General features: G+C 51.4%; 19 protein-coding genes. 8 read left to right on the forward strand and 11 right to left on the reverse strand.

Annotated elements, in window-relative coordinates; genetic code table 11:
• Positions 1–2: 2 nt before the first annotated feature.
• Positions 3–878: an FAD binding domain-containing protein gene (locus K3T83_RS03680; RefSeq protein WP_220201625.1), complete on the reverse strand. Its 876-nt coding sequence runs from the start codon at positions 876–878 to the stop codon at positions 3–5.
• A gap of 14 nt (positions 879–892) precedes the next feature.
• Positions 893–2,203, reverse strand: coding sequence for an amidase (locus K3T83_RS03685; RefSeq protein ID WP_236064808.1), 1,311 nt, complete (start codon positions 2,201–2,203; stop codon positions 893–895).
• A gap of 237 nt (positions 2,204–2,440) precedes the next feature.
• On the opposite strand from K3T83_RS03685, the gene K3T83_RS03690 reads away from it, so the two are divergent.
• Complete coding sequence (locus K3T83_RS03690) at positions 2,441–3,247, forward strand: cyclase family protein (protein WP_220201626.1); 807 nt, start codon at positions 2,441–2,443, stop codon at positions 3,245–3,247.
• A gap of 14 nt (positions 3,248–3,261) precedes the next feature.
• On the opposite strand, the gene K3T83_RS03695 is transcribed toward K3T83_RS03690, so the two are convergent.
• Positions 3,262–5,424, reverse strand: a complete 2,163-nt coding sequence (locus K3T83_RS03695) for a protein kinase domain-containing protein (protein ID WP_220201627.1) — start codon at positions 5,422–5,424, stop codon at positions 3,262–3,264.
• A gap of 276 nt (positions 5,425–5,700) precedes the next feature.
• Positions 5,701–6,204 (reverse strand): GNAT family N-acetyltransferase, encoded by a 504-nt coding sequence (locus tag K3T83_RS03700; RefSeq protein ID WP_220201628.1) that lies wholly within the window; start codon positions 6,202–6,204, stop codon positions 5,701–5,703.
• Between the two features lie 97 nt (positions 6,205–6,301).
• Between K3T83_RS03700 and K3T83_RS03705 the strand changes: the two genes are divergently transcribed.
• Positions 6,302–6,721 carry a winged helix-turn-helix transcriptional regulator gene (locus tag K3T83_RS03705; protein WP_220201629.1) on the forward strand — a complete coding sequence of 140 codons (420 nt, stop codon included), beginning with the start codon at positions 6,302–6,304 and terminating at the stop codon, positions 6,719–6,721.
• 109 nt (positions 6,722–6,830) lie between these two features.
• Positions 6,831–7,595, forward strand: a complete 765-nt coding sequence (locus K3T83_RS03710; RefSeq protein ID WP_220201630.1) for an HAD-IIA family hydrolase — start codon at positions 6,831–6,833, stop codon at positions 7,593–7,595.
• A gap of 54 nt (positions 7,596–7,649) precedes the next feature.
• Here the strand turns inward: K3T83_RS03710 and pcaB are convergent, their stop codons facing one another.
• From pcaB to K3T83_RS03740, 6 genes are all read right to left on the reverse strand, one after another.
• A complete protein-coding gene (pcaB, locus tag K3T83_RS03715) occupies positions 7,650–8,966 on the reverse strand; it encodes a 3-carboxy-cis,cis-muconate cycloisomerase (protein ID WP_373324451.1) in 1,317 nt (438 codons plus the stop codon).
• Positions 8,967–9,003: 37 nt separating this feature from the next.
• On the reverse strand, positions 9,004–10,203 hold the full coding sequence (locus tag K3T83_RS03720; protein ID WP_220201632.1) for an RNA-guided endonuclease InsQ/TnpB family protein: 1,200 nt from the start codon (positions 10,201–10,203) through the stop codon (positions 9,004–9,006).
• Positions 10,204–10,450: 247 nt separating this feature from the next.
• Entirely contained in the window at positions 10,451–11,032 is a 582-nt protein-coding gene (gene pcaG, locus K3T83_RS03725; protein ID WP_220201633.1) for a protocatechuate 3,4-dioxygenase subunit alpha, read from the reverse strand.
• Positions 11,032–11,757: a protocatechuate 3,4-dioxygenase subunit beta gene (pcaH, locus tag K3T83_RS03730; protein ID WP_220201634.1), complete on the reverse strand. Its 726-nt coding sequence runs from the start codon at positions 11,755–11,757 to the stop codon at positions 11,032–11,034. Before pcaH ends, pcaG begins: the two co-directional genes overlap by 1 nt.
• Positions 11,754–12,176: a 4-carboxymuconolactone decarboxylase gene (gene pcaC, locus K3T83_RS03735; protein ID WP_220201635.1), complete on the reverse strand. Its 423-nt coding sequence runs from the start codon at positions 12,174–12,176 to the stop codon at positions 11,754–11,756. Before pcaC ends, pcaH begins: the two co-directional genes overlap by 4 nt.
• 397 nt (positions 12,177–12,573) lie before the next feature.
• The gene (locus tag K3T83_RS03740; protein ID WP_220201636.1) at positions 12,574–13,533 is read right to left on the reverse strand and encodes a ketopantoate reductase family protein; all 960 of its coding nucleotides are present in this window, start codon (positions 13,531–13,533) and stop codon (positions 12,574–12,576) included.
• A 160-nt stretch (positions 13,534–13,693) separates the two neighbouring features.
• Here K3T83_RS03740 and K3T83_RS03745 point away from each other — a divergent pair, with 160 nt between their 5' ends.
• On the forward strand, positions 13,694–14,281 hold the full coding sequence (locus tag K3T83_RS03745; RefSeq protein WP_220201637.1) for a TetR/AcrR family transcriptional regulator: 588 nt from the start codon (positions 13,694–13,696) through the stop codon (positions 14,279–14,281).
• Positions 14,244–14,609, forward strand: coding sequence for a glycoside hydrolase (locus K3T83_RS03750; RefSeq protein ID WP_220201638.1), 366 nt, complete (start codon positions 14,244–14,246; stop codon positions 14,607–14,609). The genes K3T83_RS03745 and K3T83_RS03750 overlap by 38 nt, the downstream gene beginning before the upstream one ends.
• An 87-nt stretch (positions 14,610–14,696) precedes the next feature.
• On the opposite strand, the gene K3T83_RS03755 is transcribed toward K3T83_RS03750, so the two are convergent.
• On the reverse strand, positions 14,697–15,686 hold the full coding sequence (locus tag K3T83_RS03755) for a LacI family DNA-binding transcriptional regulator (protein WP_220201639.1): 990 nt from the start codon (positions 15,684–15,686) through the stop codon (positions 14,697–14,699).
• 428 nt (positions 15,687–16,114) lie between these two features.
• Between K3T83_RS03755 and K3T83_RS03760 the strand changes: the two genes are divergently transcribed.
• The 3 genes from K3T83_RS03760 (at position 16,115) to K3T83_RS03770 (ending at position 19,381) form a co-directional block, all read left to right on the forward strand.
• Positions 16,115–17,422, forward strand: a complete 1,308-nt coding sequence (locus tag K3T83_RS03760; RefSeq protein WP_220201640.1) for an ABC transporter substrate-binding protein — start codon at positions 16,115–16,117, stop codon at positions 17,420–17,422.
• 166 nt (positions 17,423–17,588) lie between these two features.
• Positions 17,589–18,542, forward strand: a complete 954-nt coding sequence (locus K3T83_RS03765; RefSeq protein WP_236064809.1) for a carbohydrate ABC transporter permease — start codon at positions 17,589–17,591, stop codon at positions 18,540–18,542.
• Complete coding sequence (locus K3T83_RS03770; RefSeq protein ID WP_220201641.1) at positions 18,542–19,381, forward strand: carbohydrate ABC transporter permease; 840 nt, start codon at positions 18,542–18,544, stop codon at positions 19,379–19,381. Before K3T83_RS03765 ends, K3T83_RS03770 begins: the two co-directional genes overlap by 1 nt.
• The last annotated feature ends 5 nt before the right edge of the window (positions 19,382–19,386 follow it).

Below are 19,386 nucleotides of genomic sequence, written 5' to 3' on the forward strand. Positions count from 1 at the left end.
TTTTATTGCTGATTGCGTCTTTGCCATGCTGTTTGTAGAATACGCTTTGTTAGCTCAACAGTCAGCGCTCGACGATATGCTGGTGTTGCATGCACATCCGCAAGTTCGTCGCTGACCAGATATGCAGCCGTATCAGCGGCAGCGTCGAGCGTTTCATGGTCAAACCAGGCATTAATGAGAATGTTCTCGACAGCGGATGCGCGTACAGGAGCGCCAGAGATGCCAAGATAGCCAATATGCGCTGTTGCACAACGATCATCCTCTGAGGACGTAAGTATGGCTGCGGCCCCGGCGAGGGCATAGTCACCGGAGCGACGTGCAAACTCCAGAAAGGCCCAACCAGCTTGAGGAGGGAGCCAGGGCAAACGAACTTCTGTGAGCAGTTCATGAGGCTCCAGGACTGTGGAAAGATAACCAGTAAAAAACTCTTCGGCTTTGATGATACGCTCACCCATATTGCTACGAGCAACAACCTCACCACCAAGACAGATCAGCAAGGCAGGTAGTTCCGCCGCAGGATCAGCGTGAGCGATACTCCCACCAATCGTGCCACGATTACGAATCTGCATATGGCCGATATGCCGCACCGCCTCCACAAGCAGCGGATACCTCAGTTGTATCAGACTAGAACGCTCTACCTGGCGCTGACGCGTCATAGCTCCAATAGCCAGGTAGTCATCCCTTGCTTCTATATAATCCAGCGACCCGATAGCGTTAATATCAAGTAAATATGTTGGCCCGGCCAGACGCATATTCAACAGTGGCAGCAGGCTTTGACCACCCGCCAATATCTTTGTGTCAGGACCATACTCTTCCAGCAGAGAGAGTACCTCATCCAGTGTGCGCGGCGCACTATAGAGAAAACGTGGCGGTTTCATCGTCCTCTCTCCTTTTATCCTGCTCTTTTGAATTGACTTGCGAGCAGATCAGCTATCGGTGCAACCCATTGCAACAAATATTCATCGGTCATAGTTGCGCTCACACACTGCAAACCAAGAGGCAGACCATTGGCAGCATGCCCGGCAGGAAGCGTAATGGCAGGCATGCCCGTATAGGTCCAGGGCAGATTCATGATCGGACTCCCGGTAGAATGCAATCCTTCAGGAGCGGGTTCTGTCGTCGCAGGACTGACCCACATATCAATACCAGTCTGAGCCATCTGCTCTTCTAATGAGCTTCGTAGCGTGATGCGCCCCTCACGTGCCTGTGCCCACTCTTCATCACCCACGCTCTGTCCTTCGCGTAGCGCAGCTGCCGTTCGTGGACGATAGAGGCTCTCATATTGGGCAAACCAGGCTGCGTGTACCTGCGCCATCTCAGCAAAGACCATACGCGTGTGACGGCGGTTGATCTCCTCGATATCCTGCAACGCCGCTATCCTCTTGATGCTGTAGCCACCCTGTTGTAAAAGGGAAAGTTGACGCTCAAAGGCAACCAGAGCCTCCTCCGATGCCTGTGCGAGATATGGACCATCGGGTACTCCCAGTATTGGTTGTCTGTCAGATGGAGCCGACCGCCAGTTGCTACACAGCAATGACGCAACAAGCTCAATGCCTGGAAGATCCTGTGTAAAATAGCCAACATGTTCGACTGAATCCGCACAGCGTATCAGGCCAGAGGTGGGGATACGCCCATAGGTTGGTTTGAAGCCAAAAATGCCACAATAGGCGGCTGGACGAATAGTTGATCCAATCACCTGTGTACCAAGCGAGAGAGGACAGAGGCCCGCAGCCACAGCCGCCACCGATCCACTGCTTGATCCGCCAGGGGTGTGCTCAAGATGATGTGGATTGCGCGTCGGCCCTGGTTCAAAATACGCAAATTCGGTCGTGGCGGTTTTCCCAAGAATGAGCGCGCCTGCGGCACGCAGCAGAGAAACACACTCAGCCTCGGTGCCTGCAAACAAATTTGGAGGAAGTTGCGATCCCGCCTGAGTAGAAAAGCCATCAACGCGAAAGGTATCTTTGACGCCTATAGGGATGCCATAGAGAGGCGGACGGCTCACAGGATCAGGATAACGAGCCTGCAATGCCTGTGCATCATTTTGCAAACGGGCGCGTCGATCCTCTTCAGGTAAGAGAGCCTCTAGCAGCGGATTCATCTGATCAATACGATCGCATAGTTCATCAATGTAACTGCTCATATTGAGCGTACCGTTGTGCAACGCGGCTGCTGTTGTTGCAAGTGGCGCTGGATAAAGCAAAGGATGACCTTCCTTCCATAGCTGTGTTTATCCTGCACTATACATAACGAGACGTGCATTTTACCATCAACTGAAAATATTGTATAGAGTTTTTCACAAAATTTTCCCAGCTATATATCTATCTCAACAATAAAATGTGTTATCGCTTAACTGCGTCTTTTCCAAAAAAAGATATAATAGAAACAGCATCTTCATCGTGCTTGCAATAACTAGATCGGCGTAAGGAGAGGAAACTTGATGGAAATGATGGATCTCAGTAGCATGCGTGTGATCGACCTGTCGCAAAATTGGGATATGCATACCCCGGGTTTCGCAACCTATGAGGGACCGACGATCAAGTGGATTAAGCGTGTCGCCTTCGACAAAGTGGGTGGACAACATATCGCCTCAACGCTTCATGTGGGTACACATCTTGATGCACCTTTGCATTTCATTACCAATGGTCAGGATATCGGCAGCATCCCTCTGGATAAACTGGTTGGCCCTGGAGTAGTTGTGGACCTTGAGGCTCTGGGCATTGGAGATTACGATATTTATACCTCGGCACATTTTGAGGAGTGGGAACGCAAGACAGGTCTACATATCCAGCCCGGCGATATCGTGGTCGTACATACTGGCTATCACAAATATTATCCAAGTAACTGGTATGGGGAATCGCAACCGGATGAAACACGCTACTTTATCAAACATCCTGGTCCGACTCGTGAGTTTGTCAACTGGGTACTGGAGCGCAAGATCTCCTGGTTTGCCATAGACGCTGGTTCAATGGATCATCCGATGAATACAGTCATTCGTAAAGTGCGCCCTGATCTTGCCGCGAAATGCGCTCAGAAGTTGGGGAAGCCTCTTGAGGAGATCTGGCCCGAAGAGGATTTACAACTTATGCACTATGATATGTTCCCTCACGGCGTCTTCCACGTCGAAAATGCAGGTGGCATGATCGATGATGTGCTGGATCAGCGCGTATGGATTGGTTGCTTCCCCTGGAAATTCAGTGGAGGTGAAGCTGCTTTTTGTCGTCTTGTCGCCTTCGTCAAGCAATAGCAAAATTATATAGTTTAGCCAACAGTTACTGTACCATCGCCATTAACCTTTACAGCCACTGATACAAGCGGTCTTTTTGGTGGTCCTTGCAACACGGCTGCACCGTTATTTGGATCAAAGAGCGCATTATGCCTGGGGCAAACAATCTTTTGCGAACTGGAATCATAATTACAGGTTGCGCCCTCGTGTGTGCAGGCCGACTCAAACGCAACAAAATTGCCATTGGACAGGTGTATCAGCAAACTCTTCTTTCCATCTGTAGGATTTGTGAACGTTTGGGATGTGTTATTTCCCTGATTCGTTGAACCGACTGCTGTGCCAGTATGCCCTGGAGTCGGCGTTGGGCTAGGTTGCATCGTTGGCGTCGGACTAGGTTGCACCGTTGGTGTCGGTGTTGGGCTAGGTTGTACGGTTGGACTTGGCGTCGGGCTGGGTTGTGCCGTCGGACTTGGCTGGGCCGTCGGCGTTGGCACCTGGCTGGGTGGCTCTGTCGGTGCCGGGAGTGGGCCGGACTGTTCCATTGACGCAGGCGTCGGGCTGGGCGGCTCTGTCGGTGCTGGAGTGGGTTGCTCTACTGGTGTCGGGCTGGGCTGAGACGTTGGCGTTGGTGTCGGACTGGGCGGCTCTGTCGGCGTCGGGCTAGGATGAGGCATTGCTACATTAACCTGGCTATTAGTGCTGGTCCCTATCTGTGCTTTCACATCTTGTAGCCTCTGTGCCAGCATCATACCATCTACGCCAAGCACACCAAAAAACGCAACTCCGGTAGTTGCTAGCAATGCCATAGTACGCCGCCGCCCCTTATCAGTCGGCGGTCTGCCCTTGTTACGCTGTGGCCATTCTCGCAGAGGCGACGACTCCAACGTGGGAGAGGCTGCATCGCCTGGTATATGGGTATTGTTCAGAGAAGGCATGACAGGGTTCTGCCGATTAGTGGCAGGAGGCTGGATCTCCGTCAGCGAAGCTGTAGACCACCAGATAAAAGGATCAACACTCATCTCTTCGAGTGAATCCAACTGCTCCAGGTCGGAACGCCCCTCCATTCGTTCTTGAGACTGTAATAAAGGCTGGGACGTAGTCAACGTCTCATGGACAGGCATCAAATCAGCGACATCGAACTGTTCCATTTGCCAGTCGCTAATCGTCTTCCTATCAGCATCAGTCGCCACTTCCTCCAATCGTTGAGCGCTGAATACCTCTTCATCAAACCAATCGTACCCGGGCGGCAAAGTAGGGAACGGTACAGATGGCTTGGAACCTCCACGCGATACTGTCTGGAAGACGGACGCCTGAGCAACATCGATCATAGTGAGTACACGCTCAAAGGCTTTGACCAGTTCTTCAGCAGACTGATAGCGCTGAGTTGGATCACGCTGGAGCGCCCGTTGCACTACAAGATCCAGGGTAAAAGGCAAATCAGGACATGTAGTCAGCAGCGAAGGCACAGGGCGATCTACATGTTGCAACGCAGTAGTCAACGAACCTATGCCAGAAAAAGGAGGCTTGCCAGTGAGCATTTCAAAGAGCAGCGCACCCAGAGCATAAATATCAGCCCGAGCATCAAAAAGCATCCCTTGCACAACTTCAGGAGCAATATATTCGGGAGCGCCGAGAAACGTCCGGGCTATACTCAACAAATGCATATACGGATGTTGAATCTCGTCAACACCGCGCAATTCCAGAATATTTGCCTGCCCGAAGCCTGCAATCAGAACTCTCTGTTCATCGTCCAATAAAATATTCGCACTCTTCAATGATCTATGCAAGACGTTATGGCTATGTGCATAGTCAAATCCCGCCGCTACTTGCCGTAGAATTTTCAAGGTGTGAGCGGGTGTCAAACGTGACTGTTGCTTGAGTAGTCCAGCAAGTGAACCTGTAGTGGTGATCAGAGGGGTAACAATGTAGGGATAGTCCCCTTGCTCACCAAAGTCGTACACTGGAAGAATGCATGGGTGATTCAGTTTTTTTAATGTTGAAGCCACTTGAACAAAACGCTCTCTGAAGCGTTTACAAGCTTGTAGCGAATATTCATCTGGTAGAAGAAAGACAGTGAGCATCACCATATGTTGCTGACGTGAGTGACGGGCCAAATACACAGCATTCATTTTGCTATGCCCCATCAATCGCTCAATCCGATAGGTATCGAGCGATTGACCGACAAGTTGTTCTATCATTAGTGAATTCATCTTAATATAGAAACAGCTTCTCATATTTGCAAATGGTGAAACGCAGACCGATTGAGCTGTTCTCCCCCGTAAATTATACATAGCTAAAATGAATCCTCAATTAAACAGAACCGGAAAAACCAACCCAAGCTATGAGAATGTGGGCAGTAAAAAGGTGAGGAAATGAAGAGTTAGCGACACAAGTAATCACTTATCAATAAAAAGTTGAGATTGTCTGTATCGAGGAGGAGAAAGCAATGAGAACATGCGAAAGTCCAGCAAAAGTTATAATACTTCATCCTCTTTGGTTTCACTTGCTAAATGTCGCCGAAACAACACGCGAGCGCCGCCTCGTCCATCATAATTAGAGGTGACAGCGATCCCATCTATTTCCGCATCTCCAGGAAGGATCTCAAAACCCATCTGCGTATGGAATGCAATCGATCCCTTGTTGACTGGAGAGGTGATGGAGAAGACCTCACTGCATCCCAACCGACTGACCACCGTAAAAAAATGCTCATACAAATGACGGCCCATTCCCTGCCCTCGGTTACGAGGATCAATCCCGACAGCATGAATGTAGGCGTGGACAGGATTGGTTTGAGAACGAAATCCAATCAGAAAGCCCTGTATAGCTCCGTCTTGCTCTATAACAAAGCTGGTTGAGCGAAAATGCTCAAAAAAGACTCTCAGTAGGATTCCTGCCACCGGGCGTCCTCCCCACCACTCATTGACGACATGAAGAACGGGGTAATAATCGTTTGTTTCGAGATGACGCAATGTGCTCATTCTGCTTCCTTTCCTTTCCATTCTATCACATCTTCCTGCTTTAAAATTAAGACCTGATATCTTGTAAGAAGGCACGAAAAAGTGATAGAGTTTCCATATGGAAACTACACAGCAAACATCACCTGATATTTTTCAGGCGAACTGCCTGTCACGACAGGTGCTACGCTTGATCGCTGATCAATGGACGCCTCTGGTCATCTATGCATTGGAGGAAGATACGATGCGTTTTGGGCAATTGCTCAAGCGGATCGATGGTATCTCGAAGAAAATGCTGACGCAGACGTTGCGGGCGCTGGAACGCAATGGCCTGGTACAGCGCGTCGTCTATCCTGTTGTGCCTCCAGTCGTTGAGTATTCTCTCACCCCACTGGGACAAACGCTGGTCGAACCAATCCATGTGCTCACTGACTGGGCCTATGCACATCTGCCAGAAGTCGCACACGCACAAACAACTTATGATCAACACGATCATACACAGATCCAGGAAGAAACAGCATTCCTTGTTCAACAGCGCTAACGCTAACAAGCTCTGGTCCACAACCTACGCAATAAGCATACTTGTCAGTCCACCCTATCAGTGATACCATTTTGGCATACTGTAATTTCTATCTACTTAGAGGAAAAGAATGGACGGCATCAAGAATTATTTGACGGATATGGATGGGGTAATTGTCCGAGGACCGGCCCTCATTCCCGGTGCTGCCGAGTTTATCCAGCGCTTGAGAGAGCAGGAGATCCCCTTTCTCATTCTCACAAATAATTCAGAATATACACCGCGCGACTTACAGGTACGTTTATCTTTCCTGGGCCTGGAAGTCCCCGACAATGCTATTTTCACCTCTGCTCTGGCAACCGCACAATTTCTCCACTCACAACGTCCAGGAGGACGAGCGTTTGTCATTGGAGAATCCGGGCTGACAACTGCTTTGCATGACATCGGCTATGTATTGACTGATCGAGACCCGGAATATGTGGTTCTTGGTGAAACCACAACCTATAGTTTCCAACGCATTACACGCGCTATTCGCTTGATTACAAACGGCGCGCGTTTTATTGCTACCAACCCCGATGTGATGGGGCCAGGAGAAGGCGGTATCGTCCCCGCGACCGGTTCCGTTGCCGCGTTGATCAGTGCGGCAACCGGCGTCAAACCCTACTACATCGGCAAACCCAATCCACTCATGATGCGTACTGCCCTGCGCACCCTCAACGCTCATTCAGAAAGCTCCGTCATGATCGGGGATCGGATGGATACAGATATCGTTGCAGGCATAGAAAGCGGGCTGCGTACTATTCTCGTCCTCAGTGGCGTCACCTCACGGGAGCAGGTGGAGCGCTTCCCCTATCGGCCCACCTGGATACGAGACTCCATCGCAGACATAGAAGTTTGACACTACAAGCGTGTGGCAGAGGGTTTCTCTTTTACAGAGATACCACACGCTTCCTTAAAGGATTTTCTGATATGCAGCGAGCGAGCGATCAATCAATGCATCGGTGCTACCAAGATAGTTCTCAGGGTCAAGAGCCAGGTCAATCTCCTCTGACGAAAGATGTTCCTGTATACGACGTTCTCCCTGAACCACCTGGTGTAGCGTCTCTCCTGATGCCACCACCTGTTGACACGCCTCCTGCACAATACGATACGCCTCCTCCCTACCCAGTTTCCCTGCCAGAGCAAGCGTCAACGATTCAGCCATGACGAGTCCACTCGTCAGATCCAGGTTCGCTCTCATGCGCGCCGGATCAATCTCCAGATCAACTACTGCCGCTCGCACACCCTCAACAGCTCCAGAGGTAAAACAAAACAGCTCAGGGAGAGCTGCCCACTCAGACTGCCATCCCCCAACGTCTCGCTCGTGTTCCTGCACCATCCCCGACAATAGCACCGGCACCATTCCTACAGCCAATCGCGCAGAGGCAATCGCTCTGGTCGTATCCACAGGATTGCGTTTCTGTGGCATCGCTGACGATCCTCCCTTGCCCGCCGCCCTCCCTTCCGACACTTCTCCTACCTCGCTTTGCGACAACAATACTATATCATTCGCAATCTTCGCCATCGTGCCAGCCATCACTCCTACACTCATCGCAATTTTAACGATCCGATCTCGCTCCGTATGCCAGGGCAGATCCGGCCCTGGCAGATGTAACTCCTCAGCCAGATATACTCCGACCAGCAGACCTTTCTCTCCAAGAGAGGCCAGCGTTCCGGCGGCACCTCCCAGTTGTATCGCAATCTCTTGCGCTCGCCGCTCCCGCAACTCACCCATCAGCCGCGTCGTCACTGCCAGCCAGCGTGCCGCCTTGAGTCCAAAGGTAATCGGCAACGCGTGCTGAAGCAGCGTGCGCCCAACCATCAAGGTATGCCGATGCTGCTCACTCCACTTCGCGCACACCGCCGCTATCTCTAACAATCCAGCAACAAGCAGATCTATTCCTTCTCGCATCTGGAGCATCATCGCCGTATCAATCACATCCTGACTCGTCGCACCCCAATGCACATATCTGCTCGCCTCACCCTCAACACGCCCTGTCAGCTCCTTCACCAGCGGAATCGCCAGCGTTCCAGCCTTTCGAGCCTCACGATACAACGCGGGGATATCAAATAACTCTACCTTGCAAGTGGCCTCGATACTCAACGCTGCTTCATGCGGGATGATTCCTGCACGCGCCTCCGCATGGGCAAGCGCCGCCTCAAAGCGCAACATAGATCGTATATGCGCCTCGCTCGAAAACGTGGCACTCATTTCCTCAGTGCTAAACAAGTTGACACTTCTCCGCTTGAAAGTGGGAATTCTTCTTTCACTCAGCCACCTTGCCCGTCGTCGGCTTGCGCCGAGAACTGGTAGAGGGTGGCTGTCCAGAAGCGTTGTCTCCACCGGCTGATGGAGCCGTTTCTGTCTGCCCGACAGTACGGGATTTGGCTAAAATGTTGATGGCGGCATTGTGGTCGCGGTCAAGCACGAGGCCACAGGAACGACAGATATGCGTCCTGATGGAGAGCGATTTCTTGACCCGTGCGCCACATGCGCTACAGTCGGCTGTGGTATAGGCTGGCTCGACGCCGATCACCGGAATATCATGGATCGCTCCATAATACCGCAACCAGAGGAGGAAGCGGCCCCAGGAGGCATCACTGATCGACTTGGCCAGTTTTCTGTTTTTGACAAGGTTGGCTATGCTCAATTTCTCGAAAGCAATGAAATCGTGAGATGACACGAGCGCGTTCGCCGTTTTGCGGGCGAAATCTTCGCGCTGCCGACTGACTTTGAGATAGCCTTTCGCGAGCTTCTTCCGGGCCTTTTTGCGGCCTGATGAACGTTTCTGCGTGCGAGAAAGGCGACGGTGCAGCCGTTTGAGCTTCTTTTCTGCCTTCCTCAAATGACGTGGATTGGCAACCGTATTGCCTTGTGCATCCGTCAGAAATTCCTTGAGGCCCAGATCAATGCCGGTCTCTTTGCCGGTGGGAACATGGTGGACGCGCCGCTGTGCCTGCACGAGAAATTGACAGAAGAAGCCATCTGCGCGGCGAATGAGGCGCACCCGTTTGAGTCTCGTGATCGGGAAGGTTTCGATGTCGCGGGTGCCAACAAGACGAAGCTGTCCGATCTGGCAGCCATCAGTGAAGGTGATATGCCTGCCATCTGGCTCTAACCGCCATCCCGTTCGTTTATACTCCACCGACCGGCAATCATGTTGAAATTGTGGGTATCCTTTTTTCCCAGGTTTCTTGTTACGGCAGTTGACATAAAAGCGGGAGATAGCGGCCCATGCTCGATCAGCGGCAGCTTGCCGGGCTTGAGAGTTCAGCGCGCAGGCCCAATCGTACTCTTTGGCAAGCTGTGCGCAATAGCATTGCAGATCATTTCTGTTGGTGCCACGAGTATCCATCCAGAGGCGAAGGCATTTATTACGGACAAATTGTGTGGTTCTGATCGCCTCCTCGATGGCGCTATATTGGGCGTTGGTCCCATCGAGCTTATACTCGTAGATGAGAGACATCGTTCCTTCTGTTCCCCTTCCTTGCTTCTGATGCACATATTCTACCCTCTCTATCCTCTGCCGTCAATCGATCTTTCTCAATCTTATGACTGATGAGCCTCTTTGAGCGGTTTGAGACGTGTTTCTGTGGGCATGAGCGCCTCCCCTCCCTTCATCCAAATAAGGAGGGCCAATTCATCCCCGTCTTCAAAAGAGCGGGGCTTTCTTGGCTCGCATTCTGTAATGTCGATCCTCTGGTGATGCTCTGTCATAGATTGAAAAACGCGGTCTCACCCGCTCCTTGCAATATAATATCAAAGCAATACACCGCTGCCCCACTCTCAGCCTTCCGTTTTGCCAACAACGTTCCTCGCCGCTCTTCAGGCACGCAATTGAGAACAGGATCATCGGCGTTAGTTGTCTCATCTGCAAAGTACAGGCGCGTCACCAGATGATTGAGCAGCCCACGCGCGAAGACCGTCACACAAATATGGGGAGCTTGCAAGCGTGAGGCGTCAAAGTGTACAGCACCCGGCTTGACCGTCTCAAACCAGTAGTGTCCTTGCTCATCGGTTCCCGAACGTCCAAAGCCCGTAAACGTTGGATCAAGCGCGGCAGATCCTTGATCCGCGCTGTGGTTGTAGCGTCCATCAGCATTCGCCTGCCAGATTTCGACCATTGAGTCAGGCACCGGCAATCCATCGCCATCAATGACCCGTCCCTCTATACGAATGCGTTCGCCCCTCGTTTCTGGTTGGGTCAACTCGTTGCGACATGCCCCCTCACGCAATAAACAGGAGGAAAAGAACGGCCCCACCGTCTGAGAAGGCGTCAGCCCTGGCTTACTCATCACTTCACCTCCGACTCAAACAGCGTAGCCTCCGGCCCTCGCACCACAATATCCCATCGATACCCCAGCGCCCACTCCGGTTCGGTCACGCTATGGTCATACGCCGCGATGAGACGCTTGCGGGCCTCCTCGCTCGGAACCGATTGAAAGATCGGATCATATTGATGGAGCGGATCATCAGGAAAGTACATCTGCGTTACCAGACGCGATAATGCAAACGGGCCAAACACCGAGAAATGAATGTGCGCCGGACGCCAGGCATTCGGGTGATTTTTCCAGGGATAGGCTCCAGGGCGAATCGTCAGAAAACGATAGACGCCCTCTTCATTGGCCAAACAGCGTCCAATGCCCAGAAAGTTTGGATCAAGCGGCCCCTGCCATTGATCGCTGCGATGCAGATAACGACCTGCCGCATTGGTCTGCCAGACCTCCAACAACGTATTCGGTACGGGCTTCCCATGCTCATCAAGGACACGGCCCGTCACGATAATACGCTGCCCAATCGCCTCACCGCCAGTGCCAGCATTGCGCGTCAGATCAGCATCTTCGGAGGTAACGGCGCTAATAACCGGACCCGGACCCGTCAATTCCGAAATCGTAAGCGGTACATCAATCAGTGCTAGCGTTGGCGCGCGGCGGCGTGTCGATTGATAGGCGGCATATAAATAGGGGGGGAAAATCTCTCGGTCTCCGCGCACAATGGCACCAATAGTGGTCTGATTCATACATCCTCCTGGCTGGTCTTCGTCGCGCCAGCCTCTTCCGATGCAGGGACATGTTGATCTAATACTTTTTTGGCGACTGCAAACGCTGAATTAGCGGCAGGGACACCTGCATAGACGGCAACGTGAAGCAATACTTCCGCAATCTCATGAGGGTCAATGCTGAGATTATGGATGGCTGCTCGTAAATGTAAGGCCAGTTCTTCACGCCCTAGCGCTGCTAGAATAGCAATCGTAACCAGACTTCTTGTGCGTCTATCTAAGTCTGGTCTGGACCAGACAGATCCCCAGGCCGTCTCTGTAATGAAGCGCTGAAAATCTGCATCAAAATCTGTAATGCGTGCCTGCGCTTGCTCAACATGCTCGCTGCCAAGTACCTCTTTGCGGACCTTCATCCCGCTATCATAGCGTGATTCTGCCATATCAGTGTGATCCTTTTACAAATAGAACCTGTTCGGGAACGTAAATACACCGCACATGTCTTCTATCGCAATATTAGACACTATCCACATTGTATCATAATCGCGTCTACCAGACCCCTCACCATCTATCAAACGCAACGCAGAGCAATTAGGCCTCTGAGATCCAATAGAACGGGAAACAACGATAAAGATCTTTACTACTCTCAAAGGTGGGATAGTGTTGGCAAAACGACATTTACCGACACTATTCTTCATAAGAAAGACAGTGCTCTGCGGGGAGCACTGCAAAAACGCAACAAATTGATCTCTTTTGTTTTCTCCCAAAAGGTCACTCAATTGAACAGGGCAAACAGACGATAAGCCAGAAAATGAGTTTATGATTGTTGCTTTTCCGCGCTCATTGAGGCAATTCGGAGGTTGTCTGTTCTAAGGCTAGCACCAGGCGATTCAGAGTTGGCGTGGCGAGCGGTGAGGAACGCAGTTGCCCCTTGATCTCCCGTGCCATCTGACGTATCTCTTCAATGTTATCAATGTCATCACCGAAATGAGCGTCGATCCCCAATGTGGAAAGACGCGTGCGCAGCAGAGATTGTAGGAGGATGACGGTGAGGAAGCGAGGAAGCCAGAGAAAGAGCAGGGTCAGATAGAAGGGCGTCAAGGGCGTGCCCAGCGCTCGCAAGGCCAGCAGCCCTTCACGCATGGCCTGAACGAGCATCACCACATTGCGGCGCGTCCGCGCGAGCAGTGCGCTCTTTCTCCCCGCCATCAGAACGGCTGCGATGATGCCTATATCCATGATCGCGTGGGTTTTCAGCCACGTTTGCATGTCGGAACTCAGCTTAACAGTGAAGCCTGCCTGTTTGAAAATAGCCTCGAGTTGGCGAAGGCGCGGCGTCACACGGCCATCCACTTCGCCCAGCATTGTCGGCACCTGACGAGGGGTGATATAACGCACGACATCTCCTTTCCGTACGCCGCCAACGGCTGGAAAGCCAGAAACGATGCGTTGCAGGTCAAGCTGCTCAAATTGCCGCATGCCAGCCGGATTGCTGAGCAGAAACAGCAATGTGGGAATCTGACGATTGGCGGCAAGGATCGGCAAGATGGAAGAAAGCTGGTAGAGTCGTACAGTCACGAGAACGACATCATAGTTATCGACTGGAGCCAGCTGTTCAACGACGGAAACGCGGGTGGTTGTTCTTCGTCCGGTCGATGCATCCTCAAGTTGAATTCCATGTGTGCGTAACGAGACCGCCCGTTGCCCTCGTGCCAGCAGCGAGACGTTGTGTCCCGCCGCCTTTAGTCTGGCAGCATAGACGCTGCCAACCACACCTGCTCCATAGACCAGAATATCCATAGTTCTTTCTCTCTCCTTTTCTTTTTCTGCTTGAGATATGTCCTCAAAAGCGGCGCAGAGCCAACGCGCCGTTGCAAAAACAGCGTAGCAGATGGTACAATGAGCTTCAATCAGCAATGAAACGGAACGTGTTGCCTATGCAACATAGGAGAAGAAAGTGATGCAAAAGTTCGATGACGCCCCAGATCTCAGGGTTCGTCGCACGCGCAAACTGCTCACGCAAGCGTTGATCGAGGGGGCTATAGAGAAAGGATTCGCGGCCCTCACTGTGCGCGATATTACTGAGCGCGCCATGGTGAACCGCTCGACGTTTTATCGCCACTATCTTGATAAATACGATCTGCTCGAACAGCATCTCAATGAGATATATGAAATGTTAGAAGAGGGAGGAGTCATAGGGGAGGGGCGAAACGCCGGACTCGTCGAGCTACTTAAGCAGATTCAACAGTTTCCCGACTTTTATCGCGTCGTGCTGGGTCCACAGGCAGACGCCTTTTTGAGCCAGCGCTTTCGCCAGCAGACGCAGCAGCGTTATCTTGCGTACTTCCATCAGACGTTCCCCGAAGCCGCATCTGATCCCGATAGACCGCCACTCGACCTGAAGTTCACTACGGTTGCCTCGGCTGCATGTAGCGCGCTCGCCTGGTGGCTGGAGCAGGAGCGACCCTCTACGCCCGAACAGTTTGCCTACTGGCTACAACAGCTCATCTATGATATCCTGGTCCCCGTGCTCAAGCCGAAGAAATGAGACCCCCTGTAGTGCCAACGGAGCCGAAAATATCAGTTCAACCCACTACAGCAACTTCACTTCCTACATCGCCACCATCACCAAACATTTTCACGACAGCTTTGGCATCACCCTCAAAACCGTTGATCCCTTCAACGAGCCGGGCGGAACCTGGTGGACCTCAACAAACACCCAAGAGGGCATGTACGTCTCTACCAACACGCAAAACGCCATCATCCCCCTTGTTGCCTCGGCCCTCTCCCAGAATCGTAATAGCAGCAAGGTGCTGGAGGTTTCTGCTTTCTCCACTGTCGATGGCGGCACCAATCAGCAATGGAGCTTGATCTAAGCTTCCAAAGATTATTCAGGTTTCTTAACACACAAAGATGAAGGAGGTTCCTCCATCTCCCCAAACAATTGTTCCCTGAACAACAAATTATCTCAGACAAGGACCGGAGCTTTGCCTGATGGTTAAAGGAGGTTGTAGCAACAGTTGCGTCGATACTTCTTCTCCCTCTAACTGCCTGATAAGCATATCCGTCGCCATATGCCCCATCTGATTATAAGGGAAGTCGATAGCCGTGATTGGCGGCGTGTGCATTTCGGCAATGCGTGGCGAAAGCACACCCACAAGCGACACATCCTCTGGTATCTTCAATCCTCTATCGTAAATAGCCCGCGTTATCCCACCACTCACCCAGGCATTTGAGGTAATAATAGCCGTTAAAGCCGGATCTTGCTCTAATAATAGACTTGTTGCATCATAGCCCGCCTGAGCATCCGCTTCACACGGGCAGGACATCCCTTCCAATTCCCATTGCGTAATGGCATGATGAAATGCTTCCTCGGAGCGTACAACATATCCAGCACCAATATCAATTAACCTGGAAGAGTGATTGATAAATGCGATATGTTTATGCCCTAACTCCGCCAGATATGCGACGCATTTATGCAGAGCATAATCAAAGTCCAGATCGACAAAATTGATGTCATTGTTCTCTAAACAGTGACCGATCATCGTAAATGGATACTTGCGCTCCTTGAGCATCGCCACACGTGAGTCTTCCAACCGCACCTCCATCAACACGACACCATCAATAAAACCCTGCTGCGTCATGCGCAATATTTCCTGATCTTCATCCAATGCCGTCCATAGCAATAATCCGTATTTCCTCTGATTTGTCACCTCTAACACGCTCGACACAAACTCAAAGTGCGGCTCTGAGGGATAAAGAAGGGCGATTGTTCGGGTTCGTTTCGTTGCCAGGGCACGCGCCAACGCATGGGGCTGATATTCTAAATCAGCGATGGCCTGCATCACACGCTGTCGCACTTCAGGAGAAACCGGACGCTTGCCACTCAAAGTATGCGACACTGTGCTTAATGCAACACCAGCTCGCCTCGCAATATCGGCCATTGTCGCCATTGCAATCCTCTTGATTTTTTCTTGATAAGCAAGTCTGTAAAAACTGCATAGATAGAGTGTCAAAGCGCTTTGACTGAATTATAATGAAGGAACTATACCTTGTCAATGTTCTCATTCGCCCTGAAAATTCTCTGATTTGCCTATTGACAATTCGTTTCTTAATACCCTACAATACTGTCAAAGCGCTTTGACTAAACTGATTGTTGACTTTATATTGCGTTCTGAAACGAACTTTTCAGGTAAAATCATGCTGTAACAGTTGACAGACAGTTGATAACGGTGTATCCGTCCACATAGATGTGGTGTATTCATTCTGGTCTACAGCAGTATTCATCAGTTCATCTATGATCGAACGTAGATGAGGTATCTTTGTAGCGTGTTTGATTGCCGCTCACAATATTTAGTTATTAATCCAATGGAGGATTCATATGGTCTCCGAACACCGACGCAACCTGGACGAAATCGTCGATGCCGTACAAACAGGACGTATGAAACGCCGCGTATTTCTTGAGCGAGCGCTCGCTCTTGGCCTCTCCAGTAGTGCTGCCGCCGGTATCCTTGCCGCGTGCGGTGGTGGCTCGTCATCCTCATCAGGCAGCAGCGGTGGTCCCGTCACCCTAAAACTCTGGGATTATTTCAACCCAGCTGGCAAAGGCTATCTCGCCCTCATCGACGATTACATGAAGGCCAATCCTTCGATCAAAATTCAGCGTACAACCATTCCTTTCGCTGATTTGAAGCAAAAGCTGCTCCAGGGTGCTGCCTCCCAGCAACTCCCTGATATCGTCGTCATCGACAACCCGGACCATTCCTCTTTTGCAGCAATGGGCGCGCTAGCTGATCTCACCGAGCAAGTCAAAGCTTGGGGCAAAGAAAACGATTATTTCTCTGGACCCTGGAAATCAACCGTCTGGAAAGATAAAAACTACGGCGTTCCCAATAATAGTAACTGTCTGGCCCTCTACTACAATAAAGACCTGTTCCAGAAAGCTGGCGTTACTCCTCCTACGACCTGGGATGAGTTGCATAGCACCGCCAAAAAACTTACTAAAAGCGGTGTCTATGGCTTCTCCATGTCTCTAGTGAAAAGCGAAGAAGGAACCTTCCAGTTCTTGCCCTTCCTCTGGGAAGCTGGTGCCGACCTCGACACGATTGATAGCCCTGCCGCCGTGAGTGCTCTTCAGTACCTCGTCACGTTTGTCAAAGAGGGGCTGCTCTCATCTGAGAGCCTGAACTGGGCACAGCAAGATGCGATCACGCAGTTTATCGCGCAAAAGGCTGCAATGTGCGTCAACGGTCCCTGGCAAATCCCCGGACTCAAAGAAAGCGCCAAGTTCAATTGGGGCGTTGTACCACTGCCAAAGGGTCAGCAAGCAGCCTCCATTCTCGGTGGTGAGAACTGGGCTATCCCGAAAACCAGCCAGCATGTGAAAGAGGCCTGGGACTTCATTCAATGGACGCAGCTCCCCGCGCAGCTCAAGAGCTATATCGTGACCGACGTGCGCCTACCCAGCACCAAAGCTCTTGCTCAGGACGATGCATTCCAGAAAGATCCAAACATTTCTGTCTTTGCAAACGCTCTGGGAACAGCCAAGCCTCGCGCATATGGTCCGAATTATCCCAAGATCTCGAATGCTGTTCAGCAAGCCTTCCAATCGGCCATTGCAGGACAGACTTCTGCCGAAAACGCTCTTAAACAGGCAGCAGAGACAATCAAACCATTACTGGCATCGTAATAAAACCTTCTAGGGCATAGGGCTAACCGCATTTACCTATCTCGATAGACAAACCACTCTTCGCTTGTCCACAGATCAAGCGATGTACAGGTGAGATGTAACGAGATCTGTAAATGCGGTTGGTGCTTCGTACCTGTGCTTTTCCTGGAAAGGAGATCATGCACTCTTGTCTACCACTGCTACAACTTCACGACACATACCAAAAACATCTGCAAGTCAGGGACCGAATCAGCAACGCAAGCTGATAAAAACGGTCGGGCCATACCTCTTTGCCTTGCCTGCAACCCTGTTTCTCTTGCTCTTCCTGCTCTATCCCATCTGCACCATGATCCTCTATAGTTTTCAACAGGTCAACGTTGGTGGCTTGCTTACTGGCGACCTTCCCTTTGTTGGCCTTGATAACTATCGCACCGTGTTAAATGATCAGATATTCCGCTCCTCTCTCGGCATATCCCTGCTCTTCACGCTGGGATCTCTGGCCTTTCAATTTGGCATCGGTTTTTTGCTTGCCCTGCTGTTCAACCGTCCCTTCCCATTCGCTGGAACCATGCGCGGCTCCGTCATGATCGCGTGGATGCTGCCAATTGTCGTCAGTGGCACCATCTTCAAGTGGATGTTTCAGGCTGATTCCGGCATCATCAACTATGCCTTACTCAGCATTGGTCTGATCCATGCTCCCATCCGTTGGCTCTCTGATCCCGGCGTCGCTCTCTGGGGCATCATCATCGCCAATATCTGGATTGGCATTCCTTTTAATATGTCCCTCTTACTAGCCGGCCTCCAGAGCATCTCGGCCTCGCTTTATGAAGCGGCCCTGGTTGATGGAGCCAATGCATTCAACCGCTTCTGGTATATCACGCTGCCATTAATGCGCTCCACAAGCCTGACCGTACTCATGTTGGGTTTCATCTATACGCTCAACGTCTTCGATCTGATCTATGTGATGACTGGCGGCGGTCCCGTGAACGCCACCGAAGCAATGCCGCTCTATGCCTATCGCACCGCCTTCGAGCAGTTCGATCTGGGTGCAGGTTCCGCCGTAGCTGTATTGATGTTCTTGCTTCTCCTGGTGGTCAGTGCCATCTATCTATTCCTCATTCGACGAGAGGAGGCCAGCTAATGCCTGCTACGCAAAAAACCTTACGCACCGCGCTGCTGACAGCGGTAGGACTGTTTTGCACGGTGATCATGATCTTCCCCCTCTACTGGGTGATTGCGAGTTCGCTCAAAAATACGGTCGAGCTCTTTCGTACACCGCCCACGCTTTTCCCGATGCAAATTGACTGGACACCTTACATCGCCAATTTCATCCAGAACCAGGATATGTTGCACTACATGGGAAATAGCCTGCAAATTGCTTTAGGCACCATGCTCCTGAGCCTCGTGCTGGCGGCTCCCATCGCCTATGCGCTAGCACGACTCCCGATTCGTGGCAAAAACGTTTTCCTGTTCATTTTCCTGGTAGCGCAGATGTTCCCTAGCATCATGCTTGCCCTCCCTCTCTTCGTTATGTTCACACGCATCGGCTTGGTGAACTCGCAACTGGCGGTCATCCTGGCGGTCACAACCCGTACGTTGCCGTTCGCCGCCTTGATCCTGCGCCCATTCTTCCTCACGCTCCCAAGAGAGCTGGAAGATGCCGCCTTCATCGATGGTTGCACTCTCTGGAGCGCTTTTTACCGCATCATCTTGCCGCTCTCTCGTCCTGGTATGCTCACGGTTGCCGCTCTGACATTTCTTATGGGTTGGAGCGACTTTCTCTTCCCGCTCACATTGATCTCTGACGATACCAAGCGCCCTCTCACGCTCGGTCTCTACAAGTTCATCAGTGAGTATGGATCACGCTGGAACGATCTGATGGCGGTCTCGGTAGTCGCCGCTATTCCTATTATCCTGGTCTTCATCTTCGCCCAGAAATATATCACTTCTGGCTTAGTTGCTGGTGCTGTCAAAGAATAGAACCT

The sequence above is a fragment of the Reticulibacter mediterranei genome (assembly GCF_016587455.1).

Coding starts and splice junctions, on each gene's coding strand:
- K3T83_RS03750 (WP_220201638.1), top strand. CDS start 14,244: ATGATATCCTGGTCCCCGTGCTCAAGCCGAAGAAATGAGACCCCCTGT.
- K3T83_RS03720 (WP_220201632.1), bottom strand. CDS start 10,203: ATGTCTCTCATCTACGAGTATAAGCTCGATGGGACCAACGCCCAATAT.
- K3T83_RS03695 (WP_220201627.1), bottom strand. CDS start 5,424: ATGATAGAACAACTTGTCGGTCAATCGCTCGATACCTATCGGATTGAG.
- K3T83_RS03710 (WP_220201630.1), top strand. CDS start 6,831: ATGGACGGCATCAAGAATTATTTGACGGATATGGATGGGGTAATTGTC.
- pcaH (WP_220201634.1), bottom strand. CDS start 11,757: ATGAATCAGACCACTATTGGTGCCATTGTGCGCGGAGACCGAGAGATT.
- K3T83_RS03745 (WP_220201637.1), top strand. CDS start 13,694: ATGCAAAAGTTCGATGACGCCCCAGATCTCAGGGTTCGTCGCACGCGC.
- K3T83_RS03755 (WP_220201639.1), bottom strand. CDS start 15,686: ATGGCGACAATGGCCGATATTGCGAGGCGAGCTGGTGTTGCATTAAGC.
- K3T83_RS03690 (WP_220201626.1), top strand. CDS start 2,441: ATGGAAATGATGGATCTCAGTAGCATGCGTGTGATCGACCTGTCGCAA.
- K3T83_RS03770 (WP_220201641.1), top strand. CDS start 18,542: ATGCCTGCTACGCAAAAAACCTTACGCACCGCGCTGCTGACAGCGGTA.
- pcaG (WP_220201633.1), bottom strand. CDS start 11,032: ATGAGTAAGCCAGGGCTGACGCCTTCTCAGACGGTGGGGCCGTTCTTT.
- K3T83_RS03705 (WP_220201629.1), top strand. CDS start 6,302: ATGGAAACTACACAGCAAACATCACCTGATATTTTTCAGGCGAACTGC.
- K3T83_RS03760 (WP_220201640.1), top strand. CDS start 16,115: ATGGTCTCCGAACACCGACGCAACCTGGACGAAATCGTCGATGCCGTA.
- K3T83_RS03680 (WP_220201625.1), bottom strand. CDS start 878: ATGAAACCGCCACGTTTTCTCTATAGTGCGCCGCGCACACTGGATGAG.
- K3T83_RS03700 (WP_220201628.1), bottom strand. CDS start 6,204: ATGAGCACATTGCGTCATCTCGAAACAAACGATTATTACCCCGTTCTT.
- K3T83_RS03740 (WP_220201636.1), bottom strand. CDS start 13,533: ATGGATATTCTGGTCTATGGAGCAGGTGTGGTTGGCAGCGTCTATGCT.
- pcaC (WP_220201635.1), bottom strand. CDS start 12,176: ATGGCAGAATCACGCTATGATAGCGGGATGAAGGTCCGCAAAGAGGTA.